The organism is Bradyrhizobium sp. 190 (assembly GCF_023073415.1).
GTDB lineage: Bacteria > Pseudomonadota > Alphaproteobacteria > Rhizobiales > Xanthobacteraceae > Bradyrhizobium.
The window spans coordinates 205,435-228,971 of sequence record NZ_JADPJL010000012.1 but is presented as its reverse complement, the minus strand read 5'-3'; the positions used below and the strand labels follow the sequence as shown (position 1 = coordinate 228,971).

Genomic DNA, 23,537 nt, shown 5'->3' with positions numbered 1-23,537 from the left:
GCGCAGGCGCCGATGGAGCCGCTTGCGAAAGCATCGGCAGGTTCATAGACCTCGTCGTTGATAGTTTGTTCAAAGTCTGCACCTGCATCGCGGTTGATGGCACCATGCAGTTGGGCCGGACAGCGGGGACCATATTTGCTGTCGATGTGAAAGCGGAACATCGTTCAAAGCCGCACCAGCATCCGCTGACCCAAAGCGGAAGTTCGCGGGGCCTTCAAGGCCGCATCCCCGCCTGTTCAAGACCTTCGCAGGTACGGTCGAGGTAAGAAGCGTTCCAGGGAAGGCTCGAGCGCACCGCACTGATGGTCAAGCCCGGATAGTGACGCATGAAAGTATCGAGCGCGCGGCGACCTTCGTCGGCGCGTCCCGCTAGGATGTATGTGGCTGCGAGGAAACGATTGGTCCAGGTGCTTGCCGGATTTTCTGCCTGCGCGCGCTTATACCAACGGATCGATTCATCGTAACGCCCGTTCTGGAAGTTGGTTGAGGCAATTCCGACCGACCAGAGAAAGTTCAGCCGATCAGCCGGTGCCAGGGAGCGCGCGATCTGGAATTCCTCCAGCGCTTCGCTCGCTTGGCCATGATATGCCTTGACCCACGCGCTACGGCCCCACGCCCAGGCCGATCCGCCATCGAGCGCAAGCGCGCGGTCGGCATGGGCTGCGGCCGAGGCAAGGTCGTGCGCGAGCGTGTAGCCGGCAGCCAGCATGGTTTCTGCCAGTGCGTCGCCGGCATTGAGCTTTGCCGCGCGGGCGGCCAATTCGCTCGCCGCGGCTCTCTCCACTTCGGGCCGTGCCGTGAAATGATGGCCGGCACGCAGCCCGCGGCACCACGCAGCCGTTGCAATCGGCAGCGGGTCGTGCGGGGCACGCTCCATGGCCTCGTCCAGCAATTCGAGCGCCATGCCTTCAGCAACAGCGTCGACCGCTGTGACGCATGGGAGCGCACGCATGGTCAGTCCCCATGCGGTGAGGTCGCCACGCTGGAGATGCACCGCGCGATCGATCTCAGCATCGAGCAGCACCGGCTGAATTGCTCGCGCCGCGCCGTGAGCGACGCGCTCCTCAAAGCCGATGGGGTCGCGGACATCGCCCTCCCAGGCCGCCGCCCATAGATATCGGCCTGTCAACGCATCGAGCAGACGGACGATAACTCGTATGCTCCCGCGCCCGCCTTCGCGCACCTTGCCATACAATCGATAGCGCGCATTCGGCGGCGCAACGACGTGAAGCCAGTGCAGGCGCCAGAGCGCCATGGCAATCTCGTCGGCGAAGGCCGTTGAATGATTGGGCGGCAGGCCGATGTTGTCGAAGGGAAGGACGTCAATAGCCGGCCTCTCCAGCCTGGATGCAAGCATCGGCCACTGTGACGCCGACGTCGTACTGGCCCGCCGCGACCTCCGCAACGTCGCCGACGGGGTCTCTCCGTAGCGATCCCGGTACTGGATCGCGAAGCGGCCGAGATGGACGAAGCCGAAACGCGTTGCGATTTCGGTGATGTTTGTATCTTGTGCGTCGCGAAGCAATTCCCGGCGTACGCGCTCGAGCCGCAGGTCGCGCAAAAAGGCCAGCGGCGCCTGGTCGAGAAAACGGTGAAAGTGCTTTTGCAAGGTGCGCGGCGCGACCCCAGACAGCGCTGCCAGTTCGCCAACCCGCCAAGGGCGCGCGGGCTCGGACTCAGGCCACTCGATCGCCTTCTTCAATCCGCGTGGAAGCAGTTCACGGCCCATGACGCGCCTCCGCCCCGATCATAGGGCGATTAAGGTGCAAAGTGGAGACCGTTTGGTACGTAAATTGGATAGCTGGGGCGTCTTTCGCATTGCCGCGCCAAGCGGTCGTTCTGCAGATTCCCGAGGTCAAGCCCACAGGGCGGAAGCAACGGCGACGCCGAGCTTCCGCCTGGATCATCCGGGAGGACACCATGTCGGAAATCCTGCGCAAACTTCTGGTCTGTCTTTCGTTCGCGAGCCCAATCACATCGGCATCCGCCAACGTCATCGCCGACTGGGACGCCAAGGCGGTGGCGATCATAGCTCCCGCAGTGCCGGCGCCACTGAGCCAGCGTGAGGCGGCCATCGTCAATGTTGCCATGTTCGACGCGGTCAACGCCATCGAGCAGCGTTATCAACCGTACCTCTTCAAGCAGGGGGCGGCGCCTGGAACCTCGCAGGAGGCCGCCGCCGCGGCCGCCGCTGCGGCCGTGATCATTGGCCTGCATCCGGAGGCCGCAGGCGACATCAAAACTGCGCTCGGAAAATATCTTGCGCCGATTGCGGATGGCCCAGCAAAGGTGGAAGGCGTCAAACTTGGCGAAGCCGTCGCCGCAACGATCCTGCAGGCACGGGCGACAGATGGGGCGACGGCTCCTGACGCCTATCGGCCGAAAACCAGGCCGGGCGTCTGGGTCCCGACACCGATGGCCGTGGCCTCCACGTGGCCGAACATGAGGCCCTTTGCAGTTGGAAGTTCGTCGCAGTTCCGTCCAGGACCGCCTCCTGCTCTCGATAGCAAGGAGTGGGTCGCCGACTACAATGAGATCAAAACCTTCGGCAGCAAAACCAGCGCCTCGCGCTCGCCGCAACAGACCGAGACCGCGCGTTTCTGGCTGGCGGTGGGACCGGCGGCTTATCACCAGGTCCCGCGCCAGCTCGTCCTCGCTCGGAAGATGGATATTCTCGACAGTGCGCGGTTGATGGCGCTTTACGCCGTTGCGCTGACGGACTCCTACATTGCGGTGTTCGATGCCAAATATCATTACGAACTATGGCGGCCTATCACCGCGATCCGTAACGGCAACATCGAGGACAATGCCGCGACCAAACGAGAGGCCACGTGGCAGCCGATCGACAACACACCGATGCACCCGGAATATCCGTGTGCTCATTGCATCAATGCCGGCGCGGCGGCCGGCGTGATCGATGCTGTGCTCGGCTCAAGGACGATCCCTGAGGTGGCGATGACAAGCACGACCGCGCCGGGCGTCATCCATCGTTTCACCAATCTGGACGCCTTTTGCGAGGAAGTATCGAACGCGCGCGTTTGGGCCGGCTTTCATTATCGCTTCTCGACTGTCGTTGGCACCGCCATGGGCCGTCAGATCGGCGACTATGTCGTGCAAAACGTCATGCAGGCGACCGCGCAACGAGCCGTCGCGTCCGGCGGGCGCTAGGAAAGCTATCTTTAGCGAGCAGCGACAATGACAAGTCGCCGGCAATTGGTGCCCACCGTCTTTAGACTATGGGCACCACTCTTATTGTAGCAGACCCGGCACCATGTCAGCTATGGTACGAAACCGACATGAGATGGGCTGAATGCTTTAGTCTGTCGACGGCACGGAGTGATGCTCGTGCGCGATACGCCAGTCGCCATCGACGTTGCGCAGTCCAATTGTCAGCCTGAAGAGGAACCCGCCTTCCTCCGGAGGGCCGCTGGACGTGCCGGAGCCGCACCGCACGATGGCGACGGCAAAGGCGACATCTTCGCCGGCGGTAATTGCAAGCTCCTCTATGTCGAACGCTTGTGACGGCTTGTGATACCTGAAGAACAGATCCCATGTTTTCTTATACTCGTCCATTCCTCGCGACTGCAGCGGCGGCGGGACGTCGAACATCACGATGTCCTGCTCATGATGGGCAAGAATGCCGGAAAGATCATGCCTGCGGACTGCGTCCGCCCATGCTTCGATAACCGCTTTGATCCGACTTTCGGCCTTTCCGCCTTGCTGCATCATGGCTCTCACTCCGACTGTCTTCCGATGTATGTCCCTAGGACGAACGTCGGGGTGCATATCCGACACGCCAAATAGCTTTTCTTGTAACCTCTGTATCAGGTCAATTTTGGCTCGGACTAACCGCGCTCTCTGCGACAACGCATCGGCCTTGGACCCGCCGATTACCCTGGTCTGCTTGGCACCTTTGAGACATGCCCGCCTATCCTGAGAATGTCCGTTCACCAGGATGGACCGGAAGTCGCCGTGGTCCGGCCAAACCGACGCGAATGACCCTCAGCGGAGTTACGACGCTGGGCATCAAGATCGTGCCCCACCGTTAGCCGCACCGCGTGGCTCGGCCGGATGAACGTGACGGATGGTCAGAGCAAACGCAGTCCCGCTCCGCGATCCCGGCGGCGTTGAAGGATCGAGCGGTGACATGAAGCATCAGGCTCCGGACTCCGTCGTCCGCGATGGCCGCCAACTCCGTCCTCGCATCAATCGCGCAACAGCACGGCCTCCCGAAGGGTCCGGCTTGAGCCCAAGACGGAGACGAGCCCCAGCGTCATCAGCAGCACACCAAGCAAGGTTACCATCCAGCCCCATCCGTCATCGGCTGCCTCCGCGATGGGAACGGTGACCGGCGCCGCGGAAGGCATGGAGGCGGCAACCGGATTGCTGGCGGCCGGTGCGGCCGCCAGAAGCGTCTCCACGTCGACCTGGCGCGGCGTGGGGCTATTGGGCGTGAGCTGATCGGTCTTGAGGTTTTCGATGGGTGCCGGCGGCACGAAGGCCGCGGCCGCCGTAGCCGGGACGGAAGCGGCATCAGCCACCTTGAGCTCGGGCGCGGGCCGCATCGGCTGAGACGTTTCCGCCGGTGCGGAGCGCAGCAGCTCCGCACGCGCATCCACGACCGCCTTTCGCTTGCGCCGCGCGGCCTCGTTCTCCTCGGGAGCGGTGACACGAGGCTTCGCGGCGCGATAACGAACCTGCTTCTTCACCGCGGTCTCCTCAGCGGCCTCGAACCAGCATTTGCGGTGGCCGTCAAAACGATAGACCCAGCGCTGGCCGGCCGCCGTCGACTTGCCGGGCCGCGGCAAACACTCCTCTTCCGCGGAAGCGGGCGGAGTGGCTTGCCGGGGAGCGGTATTGAACCAGCCTGCAATAGGATTCGAAGATGGGAGCACGCCTGCAAAAGGATTCGAAGACGCAGGCGATGTCGAGAGCCCTGCGAGAAGGAAAGCGGCGAAGCAAAATCGCAAATGACCGGACATGGAAGACCCCGGTGTCGCGCCCCTCGGGGCACGACCTTTGGCCGCGACCTGGGTCACAATGCGGCTCAAATCGGGCAACGCGGTGGATTCATTCGGGCCCGGAAGCGAGGTCCGGGCCCGAATGCTGCACGGCAAAGGAATCCAGTACCGCGCGCTCCGGTCATCATCGATGCCAGTGCGACAACTCTCCGGACGTCGAGTATCAGCACCTCGCCTTGACGCGGTTTCTTTACGCGAACCGGATCTGCTTCGATCGAAAACGCTACATTAGCGCCGTGCCGGCAGCCACGCCGTATATCCGGCTTTGCCAAGCCGTTTCATAACCTCGTCCAGATGCACGCGGTCCCGCGTTTCGATCACGACTTCCAGCAGCGTGCCCTTGGCGGGCAGGTCAGAGAACGTGCGCTGATGCGAGACCTCGATGATGTTGGCGCCGGCTTCGGCGAGTAGCGCCGAGACCGCCGCCAACTGGCCCGGCCTGTCGACGATGTCGATGGCGATCTGCGTCAGCCGTCCCTCGCGCGCGAGTTCGCGGGTCAGCACCGAGGCGATCAGCCGCGTATCGATGTTGCCGCCGGTCAGGACGAGGCCGACATGGCGCCCGGCAAAGCGCTCCGGCGCGGCCAGCACCGCGGCAAGGCCTGCCGCGCCGGCGCCTTCGACCACGGTTTTTTCGATCGCGATCAGCATTGCCACCGCACGTTCGATCTGATCTTCCGTGACAAGAATGATGTCGTCGACGAGATGGCGGATGATTTCGGTCGTGATCCGGCCCGGCGCCTTGACGGCGATACCTTCGGCGAGCGTGTCGCCGCGCATCGGCAGATGCTCGCCCTTGATGGCGTTGTACATGGACGGATAAAGCTGCGCCTGCACGCCTATGATCTGCAACTCCGGCTTCAGCGATTTGGCTGCGACCGCCATGCCGGAGATCAGACCGCCGCCGCCGATCGGAACGACCAGCGTATCGAGCTGCGGCACGGAGGCGAGCATTTCGAGCGCGATGGTGCCTTGTCCCGCTACGATCAGAGGATCGTCGTAGGGGTGGATCATGGTTAGGTTCTCTGCCTTGCCATGCGCCCGTGCGAACTCGGTGGCCTCCTCCAGCGTCTTGCCGGAAATAATCGTCTCCGCGCCGTGACGCCTTGTGTTCTCGATCTTCACCATCGGCGTGCCTATCGGCATCACGATCACAGCGGGAATGCCGAGCCTATGCGCGTGATAGGCCACGCCCTGCGCATGGTTGCCGGCCGACATCGCGATCACGCCACGCCGCCGCTCGTCCGGCGACAGCGCCAGCAGCCGATTGAGCGCGCCGCGCTCCTTGAAGGTCGAGGTGAACTGCAGGTTCTCGAATTTGAGCCAGAGGTTGCAGCCGCAGATCTCGCTCAGCGTCCGGCTCTGGTCGCATTCGGTGACCATGACGGAACCGCGGATCGCAGCCGCCGCGGCCGTGACGTCGCTGGGCGTGACGGCAAGGCTTGCTTCGGAAGCCTGCTGATCCGGTGGCGCGCTTTTGGGGGCTTTCGGCATTTCTGGGGCCTCGTTGGGAGGCAATCGTATAAGCCTTTTCCGTCGGACGCGCTTCCTCCGAATCTCGTAAAAATCCCGCCCCATGAACATGGGTGTCGCAAAAAGCCGCCGCGGCGTTACACTTGTGTGGGTCGCAGGGGCAGGCGGCCGGAGTTTTCAGATGAATTCATTGAGCGATGAGCCGAAGGTGGAGGCCATCACGGTCGTACTGGTCGAGGACGACGCGCCGACGCTTTGGCGGCTGCAGGACGCGCTGGCCAAGGCCGGATATCAGGTCAGGGCCGCCGGCACACTCGCCGAGGCCCGCGCCTGTCTCGCGCAAGGCGCGCCAAGAGTGCTGCTGACCGATCTTCAACTGCCTGATGGCCACGGCGTCGACCTGATCCGGGAAACGCGGCAGCGCTTTCCCGACACCGAAATCATGGTGATTTCGATCCTCGGCGACGAAGAGAGCGTGATCTCGGCGATCACCGTCGGCGCGACAGGCTACCTGCTCAAGGACGCCTTTCCGACCGATATCGCCGCCACCGTGCGCGATCTCGTCGCCGGGCATTCGCCGATCTCGGCCTCGATCGCGCGCTTCATCGTGCGACGGACCCAGAGCACGCCCGAGCCGCCGCCGGGCCCCGTGCTCAACACCGCCAAACTGACGCCGCGCGAGATCGACATCCTCTGGGGCATCGCCAAGGGCTTCAGCTACGCCGAGATCGCCAGCCATCTCGGTCTGTCGCGCCAGACCGTGCCCGGGCATATCAAGAACATCTATCGCAAGCTCGAGGTTCATACCCGGGGCGAAGCGGTGTTCGAGGCGGTCCAGCAAGGCTTGATAAGGTTGTGAACGATCACGACGAGGACGCGACGGCGGAACAATTGTCCGACCGCGAACGGCGGCGGCTGCAGACGTCCCGCCTGGTTCAATACCTTTTGCTGCAGGCAGTGATCGCCGGCGCCTGCGTGCTGGCACTTCTACAGTCGCTTCCCGGACCTCCCGCCCAATATCAGGTCACGGCGTTCAATCTCACCGAGGCCGGGGTCGAGCGCGCGGTGACGCTGCCGTATTTCTCCCCGTTGCGGAATGCGATGAACGATCCGCCCCGCTTCACGGGACAATTCGTTCGCCCGGCCGGCGAAGCCGCGCGGGCCTGGTCGGTGTTTCTGCCGCGCTTCACCAATGGCGTCGAAGTCACCGTCAACGATGTCGTGATCCTCGACAGCCGGCGCGATCCCGCCGCCAACCGTCCCGACCGCAACACGCCGGCAATTGCGGTGATCCCGGCATCGGTGCTGCGCGACGGCGACAACACCATCTCGATACGCCTGTTCATCTGGGGCCCTATCACCGGCTTTCTCGATCGCATCTGGGTCGGCCCGGACCAATTGCTGCGTCCGAGCTATGATCTGAGAACGCTGATCTTCGTCACCCTGCCGGTGGTATTCTCGTCGTGGCAGGCAATCCTCGCGGTCATTCTCGGCATCATGTGGGTGATGCGGCGCCATGAGCCAGCCTATGGCGTTCTGGCGGCCGCGATGGCCGTCGGTGTCGGGCAGGCGTTTCTTCAGACGCCGATGGACGAGACGCCGTTTTCCAAACTCAACGTGGTCCTGATTTCCTCCGCGCCGATCGAAAGCGCGCTGGTGCTGACATTCGCGCTGTTGTTCTCGGGCTGGAAATGGCAGCGCTATGGCTGGATCCTTTTCATTCCCGGCGTGCTGCTGGCGCTGGCCGGCTTGTTCGGAAATCAGGCGACGGTGCGCGCGCTGTTCCTGGTTCTCGCCGTGCCGATGGTTGGCTTCTCGCTGGTCGTCATGGCTGTTGTCACCGCGCGTTCGGCGCTGAAACGGCAGAACGTCGCAGGCTTCCTGCTCGGCTGCGCGGTCACGATCATGCTGACCTGCTGGGTTGTCGACCTGCTCTCGGTATTTCAGATGATGCCCAATCGCATCTTCACCGCGCGGTTGTCCTATTCGGTGATGCTGGTGGCAATCGGGGCGGGGCTGACCTGGCGGTTCGCCCGCGCGCTGAACCAGGTCGATGGCTTTGCCGGCCGCCTCGTCAGCCAGGTGCGCGAAGCGGAAGAGAAGCTGAAGGCCAGTTTCGCCCGCGAGGAGGAACGCGCCCGTGCCGCGGCGCTGGCGCGGGAGCGGACGCGGCTGATGCGCGATCTGCATGACGGGCTCGGCGGCCAGCTCGTCAGCATCGTGGCCTTGAGCGAGCGCGGCAATGGCAGCGCGGGAATCGGCGATGCGGCGCGCGCGGCGCTGAAGGATCTACGTCTCGTCATTGATTCAATGGACGACATCGGCGGCGACCTGATGCTGGCGCTGGGCTCGTGGCGCGAACGCGCCATGGCACAGTTGCGTCCGCATGACATCGCGCTCGACTGGCGCGCGGTCACGGCGCAGGGCCTGCCGGTGCATCCCGAACTGCGGCCATGGCACGTCATCCAGATCGTGCGGCTATTGGATGAAGCCTTGACCAATGCAGTCAAGCACGCCAATGCGCGGCGTATCACAGTAAGGATAGAGACGCTCGCCGGCGCCGACGGCTTCGACCGCGGCTGCATTACCGTCGAGGACGACGGCAAGGGCTTTGAGATCACGTCGGAGGGTGCGGCGGCAGGCGCAATCAAAGCGGCGCGCGGCTTGCGCAATATGCGAAGCCGCGCGGCGCGCTGTGGCGCAGAGCTGGAACTGAGCTCCTGCGCCCAACAGACTAGCCAAGGGACTCATCAAGGGACGCGCGTGAAGCTGACATTGCCCCACCGCTTTCCCGACAGCGACGGCGCTGCCGGTTGAGGTCTGCCTCGGCTGCCCTCAACGGCGGCCGACGCGGTTGACCGGACCGCCGCGATTCATGGGCGTGCCAGGACGAACACCGACGCCCGGGGCGCCGACGCCAACACGTGCAACGCCGACGACCGGCGTCACCACCGCTGCCCTCACGACCGGTGTCGGCCGCGCCACGCAGCCCTTCGGCACGCCGACCGTCTTGCAGTAAACCACCGCGGCCTGGGCCGAACCCACACCGCCCAGCGCGAACGAAGCCACGGCCGAGAACGCAGCAAGCGTCAGACCAGCGCTCAGCCAACCTGTCTTCTTCAACATGTGTCATCTCTCCAGAATTGGGCGTGCAGCTCTTTGCGATGTGCCGATCGGTCACCGCAGCCGACGCGAGATGTACATGGTCCATCGAGGGGCGCGGCAACATCCCATGAAAATGGTGTGGGCGTGCGCGCGGGAGTTGCAGGCCGATTTCCGACGCCATGAACATGGCATGGACCACGGGCGCAACCTCGACGAGCTTCCGCGCGCTTTCAACCCTCATATTCTCGTCGAAAGGTGATCCATGATGAAATCAATCCACGTCCCGGCCGCCGCGCTGATCCTGTCGCTCGCGGCCGGCTCGCTGGCTCAAGCGCAATCCGGTCCCACGCCCCAGGAGCAGATGGCCTGCCGTTCGGATGCCGGAAAATTCTGCGCCGAACATGTCGGCAAGCCGCCGCAGATGAACGCCTGCCTGAAAGCGAACAAGTCGAAGCTGTCGGATGGCTGCCGCAAGGTGGTGGAATCGCGCGGCGGCTAACGCATCATCCGGAAAAGTCGTTACCGGTTTTCTCTCAGAACAACACGAAGCGGTTGTCCGGAGATCATGCTCAAACAGAAGGAGCGCGATGACGTTTCAAAGTCATCACGCTCCAAGATGCAGTCGCGATCGCCGGAAAAGAATCAATCGTCCTGATCGAACAGCCGGATCCGGGGCATTTCGATTCTCGCGGGCTCGGCGAACATATCCCTCGGCCCATTTTCCTCCCGGACTCTAACCCTCCGCGGCTCGGTCACTTCCCGGACTCTCTCTTCAACCGCCTCGAGCTCCTGCTCACGGGGCTGCTTCAATCGGCGCTTGTCGGCCCATTGCTGTCGCCGTTCCGCGCGCCGTTTCTCGGCATCCGCACGTTTGATGTCGGCGTCGCGGGCCCTGGCGTAGGCATCCCGAGGCGCGGCTGTCTTTTCCTCGGCCTGTTCGGCAGGCTTCGAAGGTTGCGGTGATGGCTGTACAGGTTGCGCGGCCGTTACTTTGTTGGCGGGCTTCTCTTCGGCGCGGGCAGGACTAGCGGGCGGAGCTGCCGCCTCTATTTGCGGCTGTGGCTGCTGCTGCGTGTTCGGCTGTTGCTGCGTTTGCGGCTGCTGCTGAGTCTGCTCCTGGGCGGGCGCGGCAGCGGGATTCGTCGCGGCCGTCGCAGCAACATGCGGCACCGGCTCCGCTGGTGCCGTCGAGACGGTTATCGGTTCCGCCGACATCCTGCGTTCCAGCTTGGAGATCGTCTGCGAAGGCGGGCTGGTAATGTTCGCAGCCAGATAGCCACCGCCAAGACCAGCGCTGACCGCCACGATGACGGTTCCCACGCCTGCAAAATAAGCCGTCGATGTCCGCATAATTCGGCTCCATTATCCACGCGGGCAACGCGTGGCATGGGCCGATGTTCCGGCACGGCATCGTGAGGGAATTGGAACCTGCAGTGCTGCAGTCGCAGCGCTCGCCGCTCAAATCATCGCGGCGACTTTTTCCAAACCGATGATGCGCGCGAGCGAACGGACTTCGCTCTTCTGGTCTTCACGCAACTGGAACAGCAACGGCATCGCCGCCGATTTCAACTGCTGGACTTCTGCGGACTCGGGATCGATCGGCACGCCTGCAGCAGTCGGGTTGGCCTGTCGGCCCGCGTGAATCTTGCGGGCGACGGCGCGCAGCGCCGATTCCACAGGCGGCCAGTAGGACTCCTGCGAGGCGGAGAGTTTCAGGCGGTCCTTAATCCCAGCGATCTGGACGTCACTCAGGAGCGCATAGTTCTTCTGCGGCTGCGGCTTGGCGACGGCCTTGGGCTTCGGCGGCGCCGCAGGCGATGATGCGGCAGGCGCCATCGGACCAGCAGGCGCGACTTCCTTCGGCAGCCCGATATCGGCGGGGGCGGTCGACGCATAGGCCTGGCGCAACGGCTCGCTCAGCGCCGCGGTGGTCTGCGGCGGCTCAAAGGCAGCCGTCGCGTAGCTCACGACGGCAAGCCGGTCCTTCTTCTTTTCCTTGTTCGAAACCGGCCCCTGGACGGCAGCGGGTGCCTGGACAGAAGCAACAGAAGCAGAAGCCAGTTGGGGCAGCGCCGCAGGTAGGCTGTCGCGGCCGAGAATGGCGGTGGCGGCGGCGCCGACCACGAGAAAGCAGATCAGCGCAACGATGGTCATCGTTTTGGTCAAAAAGGTCTCCATTCCCGCCGACGTTTGGCCCTTTTGCCGAAAAATGGATGACAATTGAGGCGTTACGATGCCAATCGGAGCCGTAACGCGATCAAAAAGCTGGGGGAATCGTCCCGAAATAGCCCGAAATCAGGCCGCCGCGGCCAGTTCGTAGGCGTCCTGAATGTCAGCCACGATATCGGACGCCTCCCACAGGGCGTCGGGCTCGATCGCCTGCAGGGTGACGGTCCAGTTGCTCTTACGGCTGCGGGGCATGCTCACGACCTCGAATTCGATACCGCGGCACAGCGGATGCCGATCGAGCGCAAACATCACCCGCCGGGTGATCTCGCGGAGGGTCGCCGGGGTTTTGGCAGCAAGATATTGATCGAGATCCATTCCACACCCCTTCGATTTGCTGTCGGCCCCACCATGGCGGCGGACCATCCTCTGGGGCTATTGTTGGGGCTGATATGGTTAACGGCGCGTTAAGGCTCGCAATGGCACGGGCCGGAACGTGACCGAACGGCGGAGCGGAACAGTCCGGCATGGCTGAAGCGACATCCCAGACGACGATGGCCGCGGCCGGGCCGTCGGTTCGCGCCGCGCTGGTGGCGGCCATCGCTATTTCAGCCTTCACGCTGTCGGTCGCGACCTTCGAACTGGCGATGGCGGACTGGCCGTCCGGCTTCGTCCTGCTTGTGGTCATGCCGCTGATGGCGCTGATCTTCTGCGGCTGCGCGCTGTGGTCGGCGACGCTGCTACTCAGCATCCGAGAAGGCGGGCTGAAGTTTGCCCTCCCCTTCCTGATCTGCGCGCTGACGCTCGCCGCGCTGGTCTACGCGCCGCTGCACAAAATCGCCCTGCAGCAGAATTTCGACTGGCACCGCAAGACGCGCGAGCGGATCGTGGCGCGGATCGAGGCCGGCGAACTCAAGCCCAATGTCAGCCATAACGAAAACCTGATCGCGCTCGGCGACCGCGAGCCCAACGTTTCCGCAGGCGGCAACGACATCGTCGTCGATCAGACGGACGAAGGCACCTACGTGCTGTTTTTGACCTCGCGCGGCCTAAAACACTATTTTACCGGCTTCCTGCACGTGCCGCCGGGCGGCGACCCCAAAAACTTCTTCGAGTTCGAGGACAAGCCGCCGAGCCAGCTCGTCCGCTACGACAAGGACTGGTATTTCGTGGCGAATTAGGACGATGGCTTGACGCGCATCGTTCCTTGCGGCCATCCGCCCGCGACGGTGCCGAGCGCAATCCCACCGATGATCAATGTCATCGCCAGAAACAATGACGCCTCGAGCGGCTCGTTCAGCATCACGGTTGCGCTGATGATCCCGAACAGCGGCGTCGCCAGCAGGCACAGCGAGGTGGTGACCGCGGGCAGGCTCCGGTTCACCATCGTCATCGCCCAATTGGCGAACGCCGTGCAGACGATTCCGCTATAGAGCATCAGGGCGGCGAGACGGGTGGTCCACACGATGCGCGGCGCGCCTTCCGTGATCCAGGCGATGGTCGAGAGCAGCGCGGCCGCCACCAATACCTGCCAGAACACGAGCTGAAACGGCGTCGAGATCCATTTGTGCGCCCGGACGTAGACGATGTTGCCGGCCCAGCAGAACGCTGCAAGCAGAATCAATCCGCTGCCGAACAGCGCGTCGCGGTCGCCCCAGTTCAGCGTCCGCGGATTGAAGATGACTGCGAGGCCCGCCAAACCACACACGATGCCGATCGCGCGCCGGCGCGTGATGGGCTCCGACAGGATCATGGCGGCGCCGATCGCGACCCATAGCGGCGTGGTGTAGCCGAGCACGATCGCCCTGCCCGCCGGCACGAATTGCAGCCCGGCCGCGACCAGCGCCGAAAACGCCACCAGATGCAGGATCGAGGTGCAGAACACGACCGGAAGGTCGCCGCGCTTCGGGACGATGAAAGCCCCCTGCGCCCACAACATCGGCGCCAGCGTCGCGGCGGCGATCATGCAGCGCAGTGCCGTCGCCCACAGCGGCGGCACGTCCTGCACGATCATCTTGGTCACCGGCCAGTTGGTCCCCCAGGCCAGCACGACGCCAGCGAGGAGCACCGCCGCGCTGCGGCCTGAAAGTCCACTGGCCATCTCGAACGCGTCCCGTCATGAGCCGATCTGCATTGCCTAGCCTTCCAACTGGCTCTAGTAAAAGGACCAGTCTTGGCAAAATGACAGGGCCAGTTATGGACGAGCTGTTGCCGGGAATGCTCCATCTGTCGCGCGACGGCGGCGAGACGCTGACGCGTCAGCTCACCGACCAGTTGCGCGGGCTGATCGCCGACGGCCGCCTCGCACCCGGCCGGCGCCTGCCGTCGAGCCGGCATCTGGCGCAATCGCTCGACGTGTCACGCAACACCGTCTCGTTTGCGATCGAGCAATTGGCCGCGGAAGGCTATCTGAGCCTTTCGGCCGGCCGTCGTCCGGCGGTGGCCAAAGGCCTGTCGCTCGACGGCGGCAAACCGCCATTCCAAGGCAATCGCGCCGCGGCCGGCCGTTTGAAGCTGTCGTCGTGGGCGCGCAGCCTGCACGTCACGAACTGGCCGCCAGTCCATGCCGGGCGGCCGCGGCCGTTTCAGCCGGGGCTGGCGGACGAGCGGGAATTTCCGCACGACCTCTGGAGCCGCCATCTGCGGCGCGCAGCGCGCAACGCGTTGGCGCGGCGGGATCGATCCATCAATCATCCGCCGCTGCAGCAGGCGCTGTTGCAGCATCTGGCGGTTCATCGCGGGATCAAGGCAACGCCGGCCCAGATACTGGTCGTGCCGACCGCCCAGGCCGGCCTGACGCTGGTCGCCAATGCGCTGCTCGAGCGGGGCGATCACGCCTGGATCGAGAGCCCCGGCTATGGCGGCGCCCATGTCGCGCTGCGGGCCGCCGGCGCCATCGTCTCCGCCATTCCACTCGACGCGCAGGGCATGACGGTCGGCTCCCGCAAGTACGCCCCGCGCCTGATCTTCGTCACCCCGTCGCACCAGTACCCGACGGGGCGGCTGATGCCGATCGGCCGCCGCCTCGAACTTCTTCGTTTTGCCGACGCCGCGGGCGCCTGCATCATCGAGGACGACTATGACGGAGAATTCCACTACGAGGCGCGCCCCGTTGCCGCGTTACAGGGGCTCGCGCCGTCGCCACACATTTTCTATCTCGGCACATTCTCGAAGTCGACCTATGCGGACATCCGCATCGGCTACCTCGTCGTGCCCGAAGCGCTGATCGATGTGTTCGAGATCGCGCAGCGGCACATGGGCATGTTGACGTCGATTGCGATGCAAGAGGCGCTGGCCGATTTCATCAGTTCGGGCGCCTATCTCGGCCACATCAGGAGAGTGACGCGGCTCTACAAGGGCCGCCGCGACCGCATGCTGCAAGCGCTGGCCGCGCAAGCCGGCGACCGTCTCAGCGTCGAAGCCCCGGCCGGCGGAATGCAACTGCTGGCGCGATGCAGCGGGCCGGCGAACGACCAACAATTGTCGGCGCGGCTGCTCGAAGCGGGCGTCGTCAGCCGTCCGCTATCGAGCATGCTGTATCACAGGACAGGTGAGCATGGCCTGTTTCTCGGCTTCGCGGCATGGAATGAAAAGGAGATCGACCAGGCCGCGCGCATCCTCGGCCGGATCGTCCGCTAGGACGCGCGGAATGGTGGCGAACTAGCCGGCCGCGCGCCTCGGCGTTGCGTTCGCGGCCACCTCGGCAGGCGCGGGCGCCGGAACCTGCATGAGAATGGTTTGAGCGGTGGGCGCTATTTCCACGCCGCATTCCTGGAATCGCCGCTTCATGCGGCGGTTGAATTCCCGCTGCACCGGCCAGCGGCCGGCATCGGTGCAGCGAATCTGGCCGACGATCGAGGCCATCGAGCCGTCCACCTTGTCGACGCCCCACAGCTCGAGATCGCCGCGGATCAGGTGCTGGTACTCAGGCTCGCGACGCATCTCGGCGACGATGTCCTTGAGGATCTGGCCGGCGCGGTCGGTGTCCTCCTTGTAGGACACGTTGACGCTGACGGCCGCGTTGCCGGCGCCGCGGCTCGAATTGGTGATCGTCGTCACCGCGCTGAACGGCACGATGTGCACCGAGCCGTCGCCGGAGCGCAGACGAAGGGTGCGGATCGATACGTTTTCCACCACGCCCGACAGGCCAGACAGCGTGACGTTGTCGCCGACCTGGACGGTGTTTTCGAGCAGGAGAAACAGCCCGGTGATGAGGTCCTGCACCAGCTTCTGCGAGCCGAAGCCGATGGCGATACCGACGATGCCGGCGCCGGCGAGCAATGGCGCGACGTTGACGCCGATCTCGCTCAGCGCGGTGAGGCCAACGACGATGACGATCACGCACAACAGCGCGGTTCGCAGCATCGGCTGAAAGGTGCGCAGCCGCGCCGCGCGCGCGTAATGGCCCTCGCGCGAGAGCGCATTGATCTTGCGATCCAGCAGCGCGTTGCTGATTTCCCAGATCGCCGCCGCAGCCAGCGCGGCAATGCCGACGGTCACCACCGCCGACAGCAACCGGCTGCCGATCTGGCCGCCATAGAACCAGACGATAGCGTCGACGCCCCAGACCTCTAGCAGTGCGACGAGGCCGATGAAGGCGATCACCGTCGAGACGATGTTGCGCAGCAGCGGCAGATAGCGGTTGGCGCGGGTCTCCAGGCCGGGGAAGCGGCGCAACAGATCCGGGCTGATGCGAAAGCCGCGGTCGATCAGGCTCAACACCAGGATGGTGGCGAGACGCGCGATCAGCACGACCGCGAGGGTGCCGACGAAATATTGCAGCAGTAGCGAATAGCCGTTGCGGATGTTCAGCGCCCACACCGCCCACAATGCAAGGTCGAGGGCGATCGCCAGATAATGCCAGAGGCCGGCGACGCGATTGCGTATCCTGGCCGCCGCGCCGTCGCGGCCGGCCGGCGCGCGAATGGCATCGGCGACGGGCTTTCGGCACTGCAGGATGACGACGACGACAAAGAGATGCACGACCAGCATCACCAGCCGAAGCAATGCGGCGTAGCCGGCGCGGTGCAGGCCCAGCAGCAGCGCGACATTGGCGAAGGCGATGCCCGCGACCGCGACGGTGACGATGCGCCGTGCCCATATCTCGATATAGGCGGCGGTCTCGGCGCGAACCCGAAACAGGCCGAACGGCCCAGCCAGCGCCCGCACGATGCAGATCAGCGCGCGCGACAGCGCATAGGCATTGACGACCGCGAGGATGACGAGCCGGGTGGTTGAGAGATCGCCGATCCCGGTGCCCAGCAGCATCGTGGCGACCCCAATGAAGACGAGCACCGGGAGCAATTCAAGCGCGAGACGTCCCAGCACGAAGGGCAGCCTGACCAGCGACTGCCAGGTGCGCGCCAGGCTGAGGCGCCGCTGCTGCAGCTTGGGCTCCACGACGACGTCGGCCGCCGACGACGGCGGATCAACGGTCGCCAGCGTCTGCACCGGGGCACGCGCGGTTTGCGGAAGGCGCGCTTCCAGTAGCGCCACCGGTCGTTTGATGAGTCGAAAGACCAGCCACTCGGCAGCAAGAGCGCAAATGAACACCAGCGCCAGCTTCCAGGCGATATCGAGCAACTGATTGTAGGCGTACGGATTGCTGGCGGTCCGCACAAACCAGTAATAGAACGCTCGAAAGTGCGTCAGTTTCCGCGCCACATCGGCGACCTCGCGCGAGATCTCGCCGACCTGCTCGGACACGGTGAGCAGGAGCTGTGCGCCAAGGCTGTCCGCGGTGAGCGGTATCGCAGATTTCGGCTCGCCAGCCCCGGCTTGCGGCGGCTGTGAGGCATTGGCGACCGCGCGCAGCGTCTCGATCATCTGTGCGCGCTTCTTGTCGTCGGAAAGCGTCTCGAGCGCCCGCTTCGCCTGATCTGGTGTCAGGACCTCGGCACTGCCAGCGGCAGGCGCAGGGGGCGGAGCGCCGGTCTGCGCGAGAGCCGGAAGGATGAACAAAACGCTGGCGAAGAGGATCGACGGCAGGAGCTTGAGCGACACGAAGGCCTCTTTTGAAAAAAATGCGCCCGACGGCGAAACCGGGATCGGCCTCGCCCTCGCGCGTGCGTCATGTCGGATCGCCTGTTTTCGCCGTGATCTTGTGTCGGAAGTTTGCCATTGCGGCGGCTTTCTCTTGGTATTTCCCCGCATCACGGCAATGCCGCCGCGCTCAATCGCAAGGAACTTCGCAAGTGCTGCAAGATTCGCTGCAAGATGAAAGGGGCGTAGCGCCCTAGCCAAGCTTTCCGCGCGCCGCGGCCTCGCGATACTCAGCAAGCGTGCGCGCCACAAGCTCATCGACCGAAAGCAGCTCCGTCACGCCTGAGACGGAATGGCCTGCGCTCCAGATATCCTTCCAGCGTTTTGGACGGCTCTCGCGGGCGCCGATGTCGATGTCCTTGCCGATATCGATCGCGCCACGCTGCGGCAGATTATCCGGGTCAAGGCCGGCGGCTTCAATAGACGGGCGCAGCATGTTGGTCTGCAATCCCGTGAATGCCGACGTCAGCAGGACATCGTCGGCCGTGCTGGCAACCAGCAGCTCCTTGTATCTGACATCCGCCATGCTCTCGCGCGTGGCGATGAATTTTGTACCCATGTAGGCGAGGTCGCAGCCAAGCGCTTGCGCGGCGCGCAACGCGTGGCCGTCAGAGATGCCGCCCGCCAGCACAATCGGCCCATCGAAGAACGCCCGCACCGCGCGCACGAACACGAAGGGGTTGAGCCAGCCGGTCTGGCCGCCCGCACCGGCCGTCAACAGCACAAGCCCGTCGGCGCCCGCGACAACGGCACGCTCGGCATGGCGGATCGAGGCGACATCGGCAAACACCAGCGCGCCGGCATCATGCAGCGGTCCTATTACCGGCGCAGGCGAACCGACCGAGGTGATCACCATTTCGGGCCGGTGCCGCAGCAGCACCTTAAGATCCTGCTCCAGCCGGGCATTGGAGCGATGCACGATCAGGTTTGCGCAGATGGGTGCTGCGGGTTTGCCGCTTGCATCCGAATGCCGCTGCAATCGGCTCTCGATTTCGCCGAGCCATTCGTCGAGTTGTTCGGGACTGCGGCAATTCACCGTCGGAAACGAACCGATCACGCCGTTGCGGCAGGCGGCGATCACAAGCTCGACGCCGGAGACGAGAAACATCGGCGCTGCGATCAGCGGCAGGCTGACGCGGTCGCGAAAGCGCGAGAGAGAGTCGGTTGTTTGCATCATCTGGCTTGAGCAGATTCCCTAACGTTTGACATCTATATACTCATGAGTATAGTACTTACTCGCTGGAAAGCTCCAGGTCGTTTTCCTGAAAAAATGGATCGTTCATGGCTTCAACGGCGCGGCAGTCGCCTTGGCGAAAGCCAGTGGAACGGGAAAGAGAGCGCGGCGAGAAGCGGGAAGCGCTGCTCCACGCCGCCGTGCAATTCTTCAACGAGCGCGGCTTCCACGCCACCTCGCTAGATGACGTCGCTACTTCGCTCAACGTCACCAAGCCCACCATCTACCATTACTTCGCCAACAAGGACGAAATCCTGTTCGAGTGCGTGCGGCTCGGTCTCGAGGGTATCCGCCAGGCCGCCGAGACTGTGGAGCGCAGCGGCGGTAGCGGCCTCGAGCGCCTCACTGCGCTGATGCGCGACTATGCGGTCATTATGACGAAGGACTTCGGGATGTGCGTGACGCGCACGGCCGACCATGAGCTTTCCACCGAGGGCCGCGCAAAGTTCCGGGCGCTGAAGCTCGAGATCGATCAGATCGTGCGCCGCGTGGTCGAAGTTGGAATGGCCGACGGCTCGATTGGGCAAGGCAACGCCAAGATGATCACATTTACGCTCACAGGCGCGCTGAACTGGATCGCGCGTTGGTACGATCCCGATGGGCCAAGCTCGCCCGAAGAGATCGCCGACGCTTGCGTCGCCACCCTGGTTAACGGGATCGCCCCGCGCGCCAATCGGAAGAGGAAAGCGTGATGGCCCTGCCAGCGACTGTCATGCTGCCGACGTCATCCATCAGCAGGGAGGAATTTTAAGATGGGCAATCCGCTCTATGCGTTTCCGACGGCATGCGAACAGACGTTGCGGGCGCTGGCGCGCTACCCCGAGCGGACGGCGTTCAGTTGGCCGGGCGGATCGATCACCTATCGCGGCGCGGCCGAGATGATCGGCCGCATGCAGAGCGTCTTCATGCAACTGGGCTTTGCGCCCGGCACCCGCGTCGCATTTCTCACCGCCAATCGCGCCGACACCTGGTGCGCCGGCTGCGCCGCGCAACTGTCGCAGTTTGCCATCACCTGGCTGCATCCATTGGGTTCGCTGGACGATCAGCTGTTTCAACTGGAAGATTCCGAAGCGCAGATGCTGGTGGTCGACGGCGTCACCTTCCGCGATCGCGGCGGCGAGCTCGCCGCCCGGGCATCAACCTTGAAGACCATCTTCACGCTCGGGCCGGCCGACTACGGCGCCGATCTGCTGCAGGCGATCGAGGCGGCAGGCAGCGCCACCGCACGCAACTTTGCCGGGCCTGACGATATCGCCACGCTCAACTACACCGGCGGCACGACAGGCAAGTCCAAGGGCGCGCTACGCCATCACCGTGAGTATGGCGGTTGGGCCAACGCAATCCTGGCCGATTTCGAAATTCCGGATACCCCGAGCTTTCTGGCGGTGGCGCCGATCAGCCACGTCGCCGGGACGAAAGTGTTGCCGACGCTGATGCGCGGCGGCACCGTGCACATGCTGAAGGGTTTTGATCCCGAGGCGGTGTTCAAAACCATCGAGCGCGAGCGCATCAATTTTACGCTGTTCGTGCCGACGATGATCTACGTCATGCTCGATCATCCTTCCCTCGACAAAACCGACCTCTCCTCGCTCGAACTGTTGCTGTATGGCGCTTCCGCGATGTCGCCGAGCCGGCTGGTCGAAGGCATCGAGCGCATCGGCCCGGTGTTCTCGCAGCTTTACGGCCAGACCGAATGCTATCCGGTGTCGGTGCTGCGCAAGGCAGATCACGATCCCAAAACGCCGGAGCTGTTTTTGTCCTGCGGCTTCCCGATCGCCGCGTGTGAGGTCAAGATTCTCGACAATGACGACCAGGAGGTCGCCACCGGCGAGGCCGGCGAGATCTGCGTTCGCGGCACCCATGTGATGGCCGAATACTGGAAGCGCCCGGACGCCACAGCGGAAACGCTGAGGAACGGCTGGCTGCACACCGGCGACATCGCACGATCAGACGAGCGCGGCTATAAGTTCATTCTCGACCGCAAGAAGGACATGATCGTCTCCGGCGGCTTCAACATCTTTCCGCGCGAGGTCGAAGATGTGTTGTCGCAGCATGCCGACGTCGCGATGGTCGCCGTGGTCGGCGTGCCCGACGACAAATGGGGCGAGGCCGTCACCGCCGTGGTCGTGGCCCGCGAAGGTGCAAAGCTGAATGCGGTCGAGCTGATCAATCTGGTGAAGGCGAAGAAAGGCTCGGCGCATGCGCCCAAGCACATCAAGTTCGTCACCGAGTTGCCGATGACGGGCGTCGGCAAGGTCGACAAGAAAGTGCTGAAGGCGGGCTTCTGGACCGGCCGCGACCGGATGGTGGGGTAGGCCACACGCGGCAGAACGATCGTGTACCGGACGCGGTGCAGCGCCATAAGTGCGTTCACGCGCGTCTTCGACGCGCTATGGCGCTGCTACGCAGAGCGGGACCTATGCCACAACGAGCTGCTTGCTGGGTCCCGGCCAGCAGCGCATCACGCCGTAAGAACGGCGTGATGCGCTGCGTCCGGGACACGAAACTACAGCTATTCTTCTAACTGCGATCACATCGCAGGCCATAAGATCATCATGGCGGTCGCGGTCAGCCGGCCATGCGTCGCTTCTCGATGGCCGCCTTCGACTTGTCGAAATTGTTGGGCACTTCGATGTCGACTTCCAGTGTCGAGACCGTCTTGCCCCGCTCCAGCTTGACGATCACCTTGTCGGGGTCGAGCTGTACGTGTTTCGACACCACAGCAAGAATCTCCTCCCGCAGCGTGACCAGCAGATCGGACTGACCGAGCAGCCCGCGCTCGTGCGACAGCAGAATCTGCAGCCGCTCCCGCGCAACGGGGGCGGTCGCGTTGCGGCCGCCGAACAGGCGCAGCAGCCTCATGCTCATGCCGCCCTCCGTCCCAGCAAGCGGTTCATGAAGCTCTTGCGCTCGGCCGGCACGACCATGGCGACCTCTTCGCCCATCAACCGGCGCGAGGCGTCGATATAGGCGCGGGCCGGCGCGCTGTCGGTATTGTTCAGCGTCACCGGAGTGCCGACGTTTGACGCTTTAAGCACATCCTGACTCTCGGGAATGATGCCGAGCAGCGGGGTTGCAAGGATTTCCAGGATGTCTTCGATCGAGAGCATCTCGCCGCGCGCCGCGCGCGCCGGATCGTATCGGGTGATCAGCACGTGTTTCTCGACATGCTCGCCCCGCTCCGCCTTCACGGTTTTCGAATCCAGCATGCCGATGATGCGGTCGGAATCGCGCACCGAAGAGACCTCGGGATTGGTGACGATGATGGCTTCGTCCGCATAGCGCATGGCGAGCGTGGCGCCGCGCTCGATGCCGGCGGGACTGTCGCACAGGATCCAGTCGAACCGGCTCTTGAGCTCGGTGATGACGCGACCAACGCCCTCGTCGGTCAGCGCATCCTTGTCCCTTGTCTGCGATGCCGGCAGCAGCCACAGATTTTCCAGGCGCTTGTCGCGGATCAAGGCCTGCGGCAGCTTGGCGACGCCCTGCACCACGTTGATGAGGTCGAACACCACGCGGCGTTCGGCGCCCATCACGAGATCGAGGTTGCGCAAGCCGACGTCAAAATCGACTACCACGACGTTTTGCCCGCCTTGGGCAAGCGCGGCGCCGAGCGCGGCCGTTGTGGTGGTTTTTCCAACGCCACCCTTTCCCGAGGTAACGACCATGACCTTGGCCATACTTGATCTCCTTAGCCGATTAGTTCAGCGGGGTAATTTTCATGGTGTCGCCCTGCAGCCAGGCCTGCGCCGGACGGTTACGGAGCGTTTCGTCGATTTCTTCTGCAGTCTGGTAGTAACCGTCGATGGCGAGCAGCTCCGCCTCGATCTTCTGGCAGTAGATCCGCGCGTTGGAATTGCCGTTGACGCCCGCCATCGCGCGGCCGCGCAGCGTCCCATAGATGTGGATCGATCCGCCGGCGACGATCTCGGCGCCCGAGCCAACCGAGCCCACCACGGTGACATCGCCCTCCATGAAGACGATCGACTGCCCCGAACGCACCGGGCTATCGAGCAGCAGCGAGGTCGGCTTCGGCTTGGCCTCCGGCTCGGGCTTTTGCGCCGGCTCGTTTCGCGTGATCACGCAGGCGCGGCCGCCGGTCAGCAAGGGCGGCATGTTCGCGCCGAGGCGCTCTTCGCCCACGCCCTCGATGCCGAGGACGCGAATGCTGCGCTCGTTGAGGCTGCCGAGGAGATGCGCGATGGCGGAGCTGGAAAGATCGACGGATGCAAGATCGAGCACGATCGGCTTGCCGACGAAATAGCCCGGCGAGCGCGCCAGCGTGGCGTCGATTTCGGCGAGCCATTCCACGATCGGCACGACGGGGCTGAATACGAACGCGACATAGGAACGGCCGCGCAGCCGGACCAGTTGACGCGTAGGATCCGCTCGGACGTCCATGTGTTCGACTCGCCTTTCTTATTGAATGGTTAACAATCGGCGAACTTGGTTAACGAGTAATTAATGCGACAGCGCGCGTTGCGCGCAGAAAAGCG

At 64.0% G+C, this 23,537-nt stretch carries 22 protein-coding genes; 8 read left to right on the top strand and 14 right to left on the bottom strand.

From position 1 onward, the window contains the following. Positions 1 to 214: 214 nt before the first annotated feature. On the bottom strand, positions 215 to 1,729 hold the full coding sequence (locus tag IVB22_RS10130; protein ID WP_247517192.1) for a helix-turn-helix domain-containing protein: 1,515 nt from the start codon (positions 1,727 to 1,729) through the stop codon (positions 215 to 217). 191 nt (positions 1,730 to 1,920) lie between these two features. Here IVB22_RS10130 and IVB22_RS10125 point away from each other — a divergent pair, with 191 nt between their 5' ends. Further along, positions 1,921 to 3,168 (top strand): vanadium-dependent haloperoxidase, encoded by a 1,248-nt coding sequence (locus tag IVB22_RS10125; protein WP_247517191.1) that lies wholly within the window; start codon positions 1,921 to 1,923, stop codon positions 3,166 to 3,168. Between the two features lie 147 nt (positions 3,169 to 3,315). Here the strand turns inward: IVB22_RS10125 and IVB22_RS10120 are convergent, their stop codons facing one another. The 3 genes from IVB22_RS10120 to IVB22_RS10110 form a co-directional block, all read right to left on the bottom strand. Continuing rightward, positions 3,316 to 3,729, bottom strand: coding sequence for a nuclear transport factor 2 family protein (locus IVB22_RS10120; protein ID WP_247517190.1), 414 nt, complete (start codon positions 3,727 to 3,729; stop codon positions 3,316 to 3,318). A 476-nt stretch (positions 3,730 to 4,205) separates the two neighbouring features. Further along, on the bottom strand, positions 4,206 to 4,808 hold the full coding sequence (locus IVB22_RS10115; RefSeq protein ID WP_247517189.1) for a hypothetical protein: 603 nt from the start codon (positions 4,806 to 4,808) through the stop codon (positions 4,206 to 4,208). Between the two features lie 441 nt (positions 4,809 to 5,249). Further along, positions 5,250 to 6,515, bottom strand: a complete 1,266-nt coding sequence (locus tag IVB22_RS10110) for a threonine ammonia-lyase (RefSeq protein WP_247517188.1) — start codon at positions 6,513 to 6,515, stop codon at positions 5,250 to 5,252. A gap of 160 nt (positions 6,516 to 6,675) precedes the next feature. On the opposite strand from IVB22_RS10110, the gene IVB22_RS10105 reads away from it, so the two are divergent. Next, complete coding sequence (locus IVB22_RS10105; RefSeq protein ID WP_374207500.1) at positions 6,676 to 7,353, top strand: response regulator; 678 nt, start codon at positions 6,676 to 6,678, stop codon at positions 7,351 to 7,353. Then, positions 7,350 to 9,311, top strand: coding sequence for an ATP-binding protein (locus IVB22_RS10100; protein ID WP_247517187.1), 1,962 nt, complete (start codon positions 7,350 to 7,352; stop codon positions 9,309 to 9,311). The genes IVB22_RS10105 and IVB22_RS10100 overlap by 4 nt, the downstream gene beginning before the upstream one ends. A gap of 18 nt (positions 9,312 to 9,329) precedes the next feature. Here the strand turns inward: IVB22_RS10100 and IVB22_RS10095 are convergent, their stop codons facing one another. Beyond that, entirely contained in the window at positions 9,330 to 9,620 is a 291-nt protein-coding gene (locus tag IVB22_RS10095) for a hypothetical protein (RefSeq protein WP_247517186.1), read from the bottom strand. 244 nt (positions 9,621 to 9,864) lie between these two features. Here IVB22_RS10095 and IVB22_RS10090 point away from each other — a divergent pair, with 244 nt between their 5' ends. Continuing rightward, positions 9,865 to 10,098: a cysteine rich repeat-containing protein gene (locus IVB22_RS10090; RefSeq protein WP_247517185.1), complete on the top strand. Its 234-nt coding sequence runs from the start codon at positions 9,865 to 9,867 to the stop codon at positions 10,096 to 10,098. 143 nt (positions 10,099 to 10,241) lie between these two features. On the opposite strand, the gene IVB22_RS10085 is transcribed toward IVB22_RS10090, so the two are convergent. The 3 genes from IVB22_RS10085 to IVB22_RS10075 form a co-directional block, all read right to left on the bottom strand. Then, positions 10,242 to 10,949 carry a hypothetical protein gene (locus IVB22_RS10085; RefSeq protein WP_247517184.1) on the bottom strand — a complete coding sequence of 236 codons (708 nt, stop codon included), beginning with the start codon at positions 10,947 to 10,949 and terminating at the stop codon, positions 10,242 to 10,244. A 108-nt stretch (positions 10,950 to 11,057) separates the two neighbouring features. Beyond that, positions 11,058 to 11,765, bottom strand: coding sequence for a hypothetical protein (locus IVB22_RS10080; RefSeq protein ID WP_247517183.1), 708 nt, complete (start codon positions 11,763 to 11,765; stop codon positions 11,058 to 11,060). 129 nt (positions 11,766 to 11,894) lie between these two features. Then, a complete protein-coding gene (locus IVB22_RS10075) occupies positions 11,895 to 12,143 on the bottom strand; it encodes a hypothetical protein (protein WP_247517182.1) in 249 nt (82 codons plus the stop codon). Between the two features lie 149 nt (positions 12,144 to 12,292). Between IVB22_RS10075 and IVB22_RS10070 the strand changes: the two genes are divergently transcribed. Then, complete coding sequence (locus tag IVB22_RS10070) at positions 12,293 to 12,946, top strand: hypothetical protein (RefSeq protein ID WP_247517181.1); 654 nt, start codon at positions 12,293 to 12,295, stop codon at positions 12,944 to 12,946. Here the strand turns inward: IVB22_RS10070 and IVB22_RS10065 are convergent. After that, positions 12,943 to 13,866: a DMT family transporter gene (locus IVB22_RS10065; protein WP_247517180.1), complete on the bottom strand. Its 924-nt coding sequence runs from the start codon at positions 13,864 to 13,866 to the stop codon at positions 12,943 to 12,945. The two genes, IVB22_RS10070 and IVB22_RS10065, sit on opposite strands and share 4 nt — an antisense overlap. 95 nt (positions 13,867 to 13,961) lie before the next feature. Here IVB22_RS10065 and IVB22_RS10060 point away from each other — a divergent pair, with 95 nt between their 5' ends. Next, entirely contained in the window at positions 13,962 to 15,404 is a 1,443-nt protein-coding gene (locus IVB22_RS10060; protein WP_247517179.1) for a PLP-dependent aminotransferase family protein, read from the top strand. Positions 15,405 to 15,425: 21 nt separating this feature from the next. Here the strand turns inward: IVB22_RS10060 and IVB22_RS10055 are convergent, their stop codons facing one another. Next, a complete protein-coding gene (locus IVB22_RS10055) occupies positions 15,426 to 17,768 on the bottom strand; it encodes a mechanosensitive ion channel domain-containing protein (RefSeq protein WP_247517178.1) in 2,343 nt (780 codons plus the stop codon). A gap of 232 nt (positions 17,769 to 18,000) precedes the next feature. Further along, complete coding sequence (locus IVB22_RS10050; protein WP_374207520.1) at positions 18,001 to 18,981, bottom strand: NAD(P)H-dependent flavin oxidoreductase; 981 nt, start codon at positions 18,979 to 18,981, stop codon at positions 18,001 to 18,003. 146 nt (positions 18,982 to 19,127) lie between these two features. On the opposite strand from IVB22_RS10050, the gene IVB22_RS10045 reads away from it, so the two are divergent. Beyond that, on the top strand, positions 19,128 to 19,733 hold the full coding sequence (locus tag IVB22_RS10045; RefSeq protein WP_247517176.1) for a TetR/AcrR family transcriptional regulator: 606 nt from the start codon (positions 19,128 to 19,130) through the stop codon (positions 19,731 to 19,733). Between the two features lie 60 nt (positions 19,734 to 19,793). Beyond that, positions 19,794 to 21,356, top strand: a complete 1,563-nt coding sequence (locus IVB22_RS10040; RefSeq protein WP_247517175.1) for an AMP-binding protein — start codon at positions 19,794 to 19,796, stop codon at positions 21,354 to 21,356. 253 nt (positions 21,357 to 21,609) lie between these two features. Here IVB22_RS10040 and minE read toward each other — a convergent pair whose 3' ends face one another. The 3 genes from minE to minC are packed head-to-tail and all read right to left on the bottom strand — an operon-like array spanning position 21,610 to position 23,442. Continuing rightward, entirely contained in the window at positions 21,610 to 21,909 is a 300-nt protein-coding gene (gene minE, locus IVB22_RS10035; RefSeq protein WP_247517174.1) for a cell division topological specificity factor MinE, read from the bottom strand. Continuing rightward, on the bottom strand, positions 21,906 to 22,721 hold the full coding sequence (minD, locus tag IVB22_RS10030; protein ID WP_247517173.1) for a septum site-determining protein MinD: 816 nt from the start codon (positions 22,719 to 22,721) through the stop codon (positions 21,906 to 21,908). The genes minE and minD overlap by 4 nt, the downstream gene beginning before the upstream one ends. Positions 22,722 to 22,740: 19 nt before the next feature. After that, on the bottom strand, positions 22,741 to 23,442 hold the full coding sequence (gene minC / locus IVB22_RS10025) for a septum site-determining protein MinC (protein WP_247517172.1): 702 nt from the start codon (positions 23,440 to 23,442) through the stop codon (positions 22,741 to 22,743). Positions 23,443 to 23,537 lie beyond the last annotated feature (95 nt).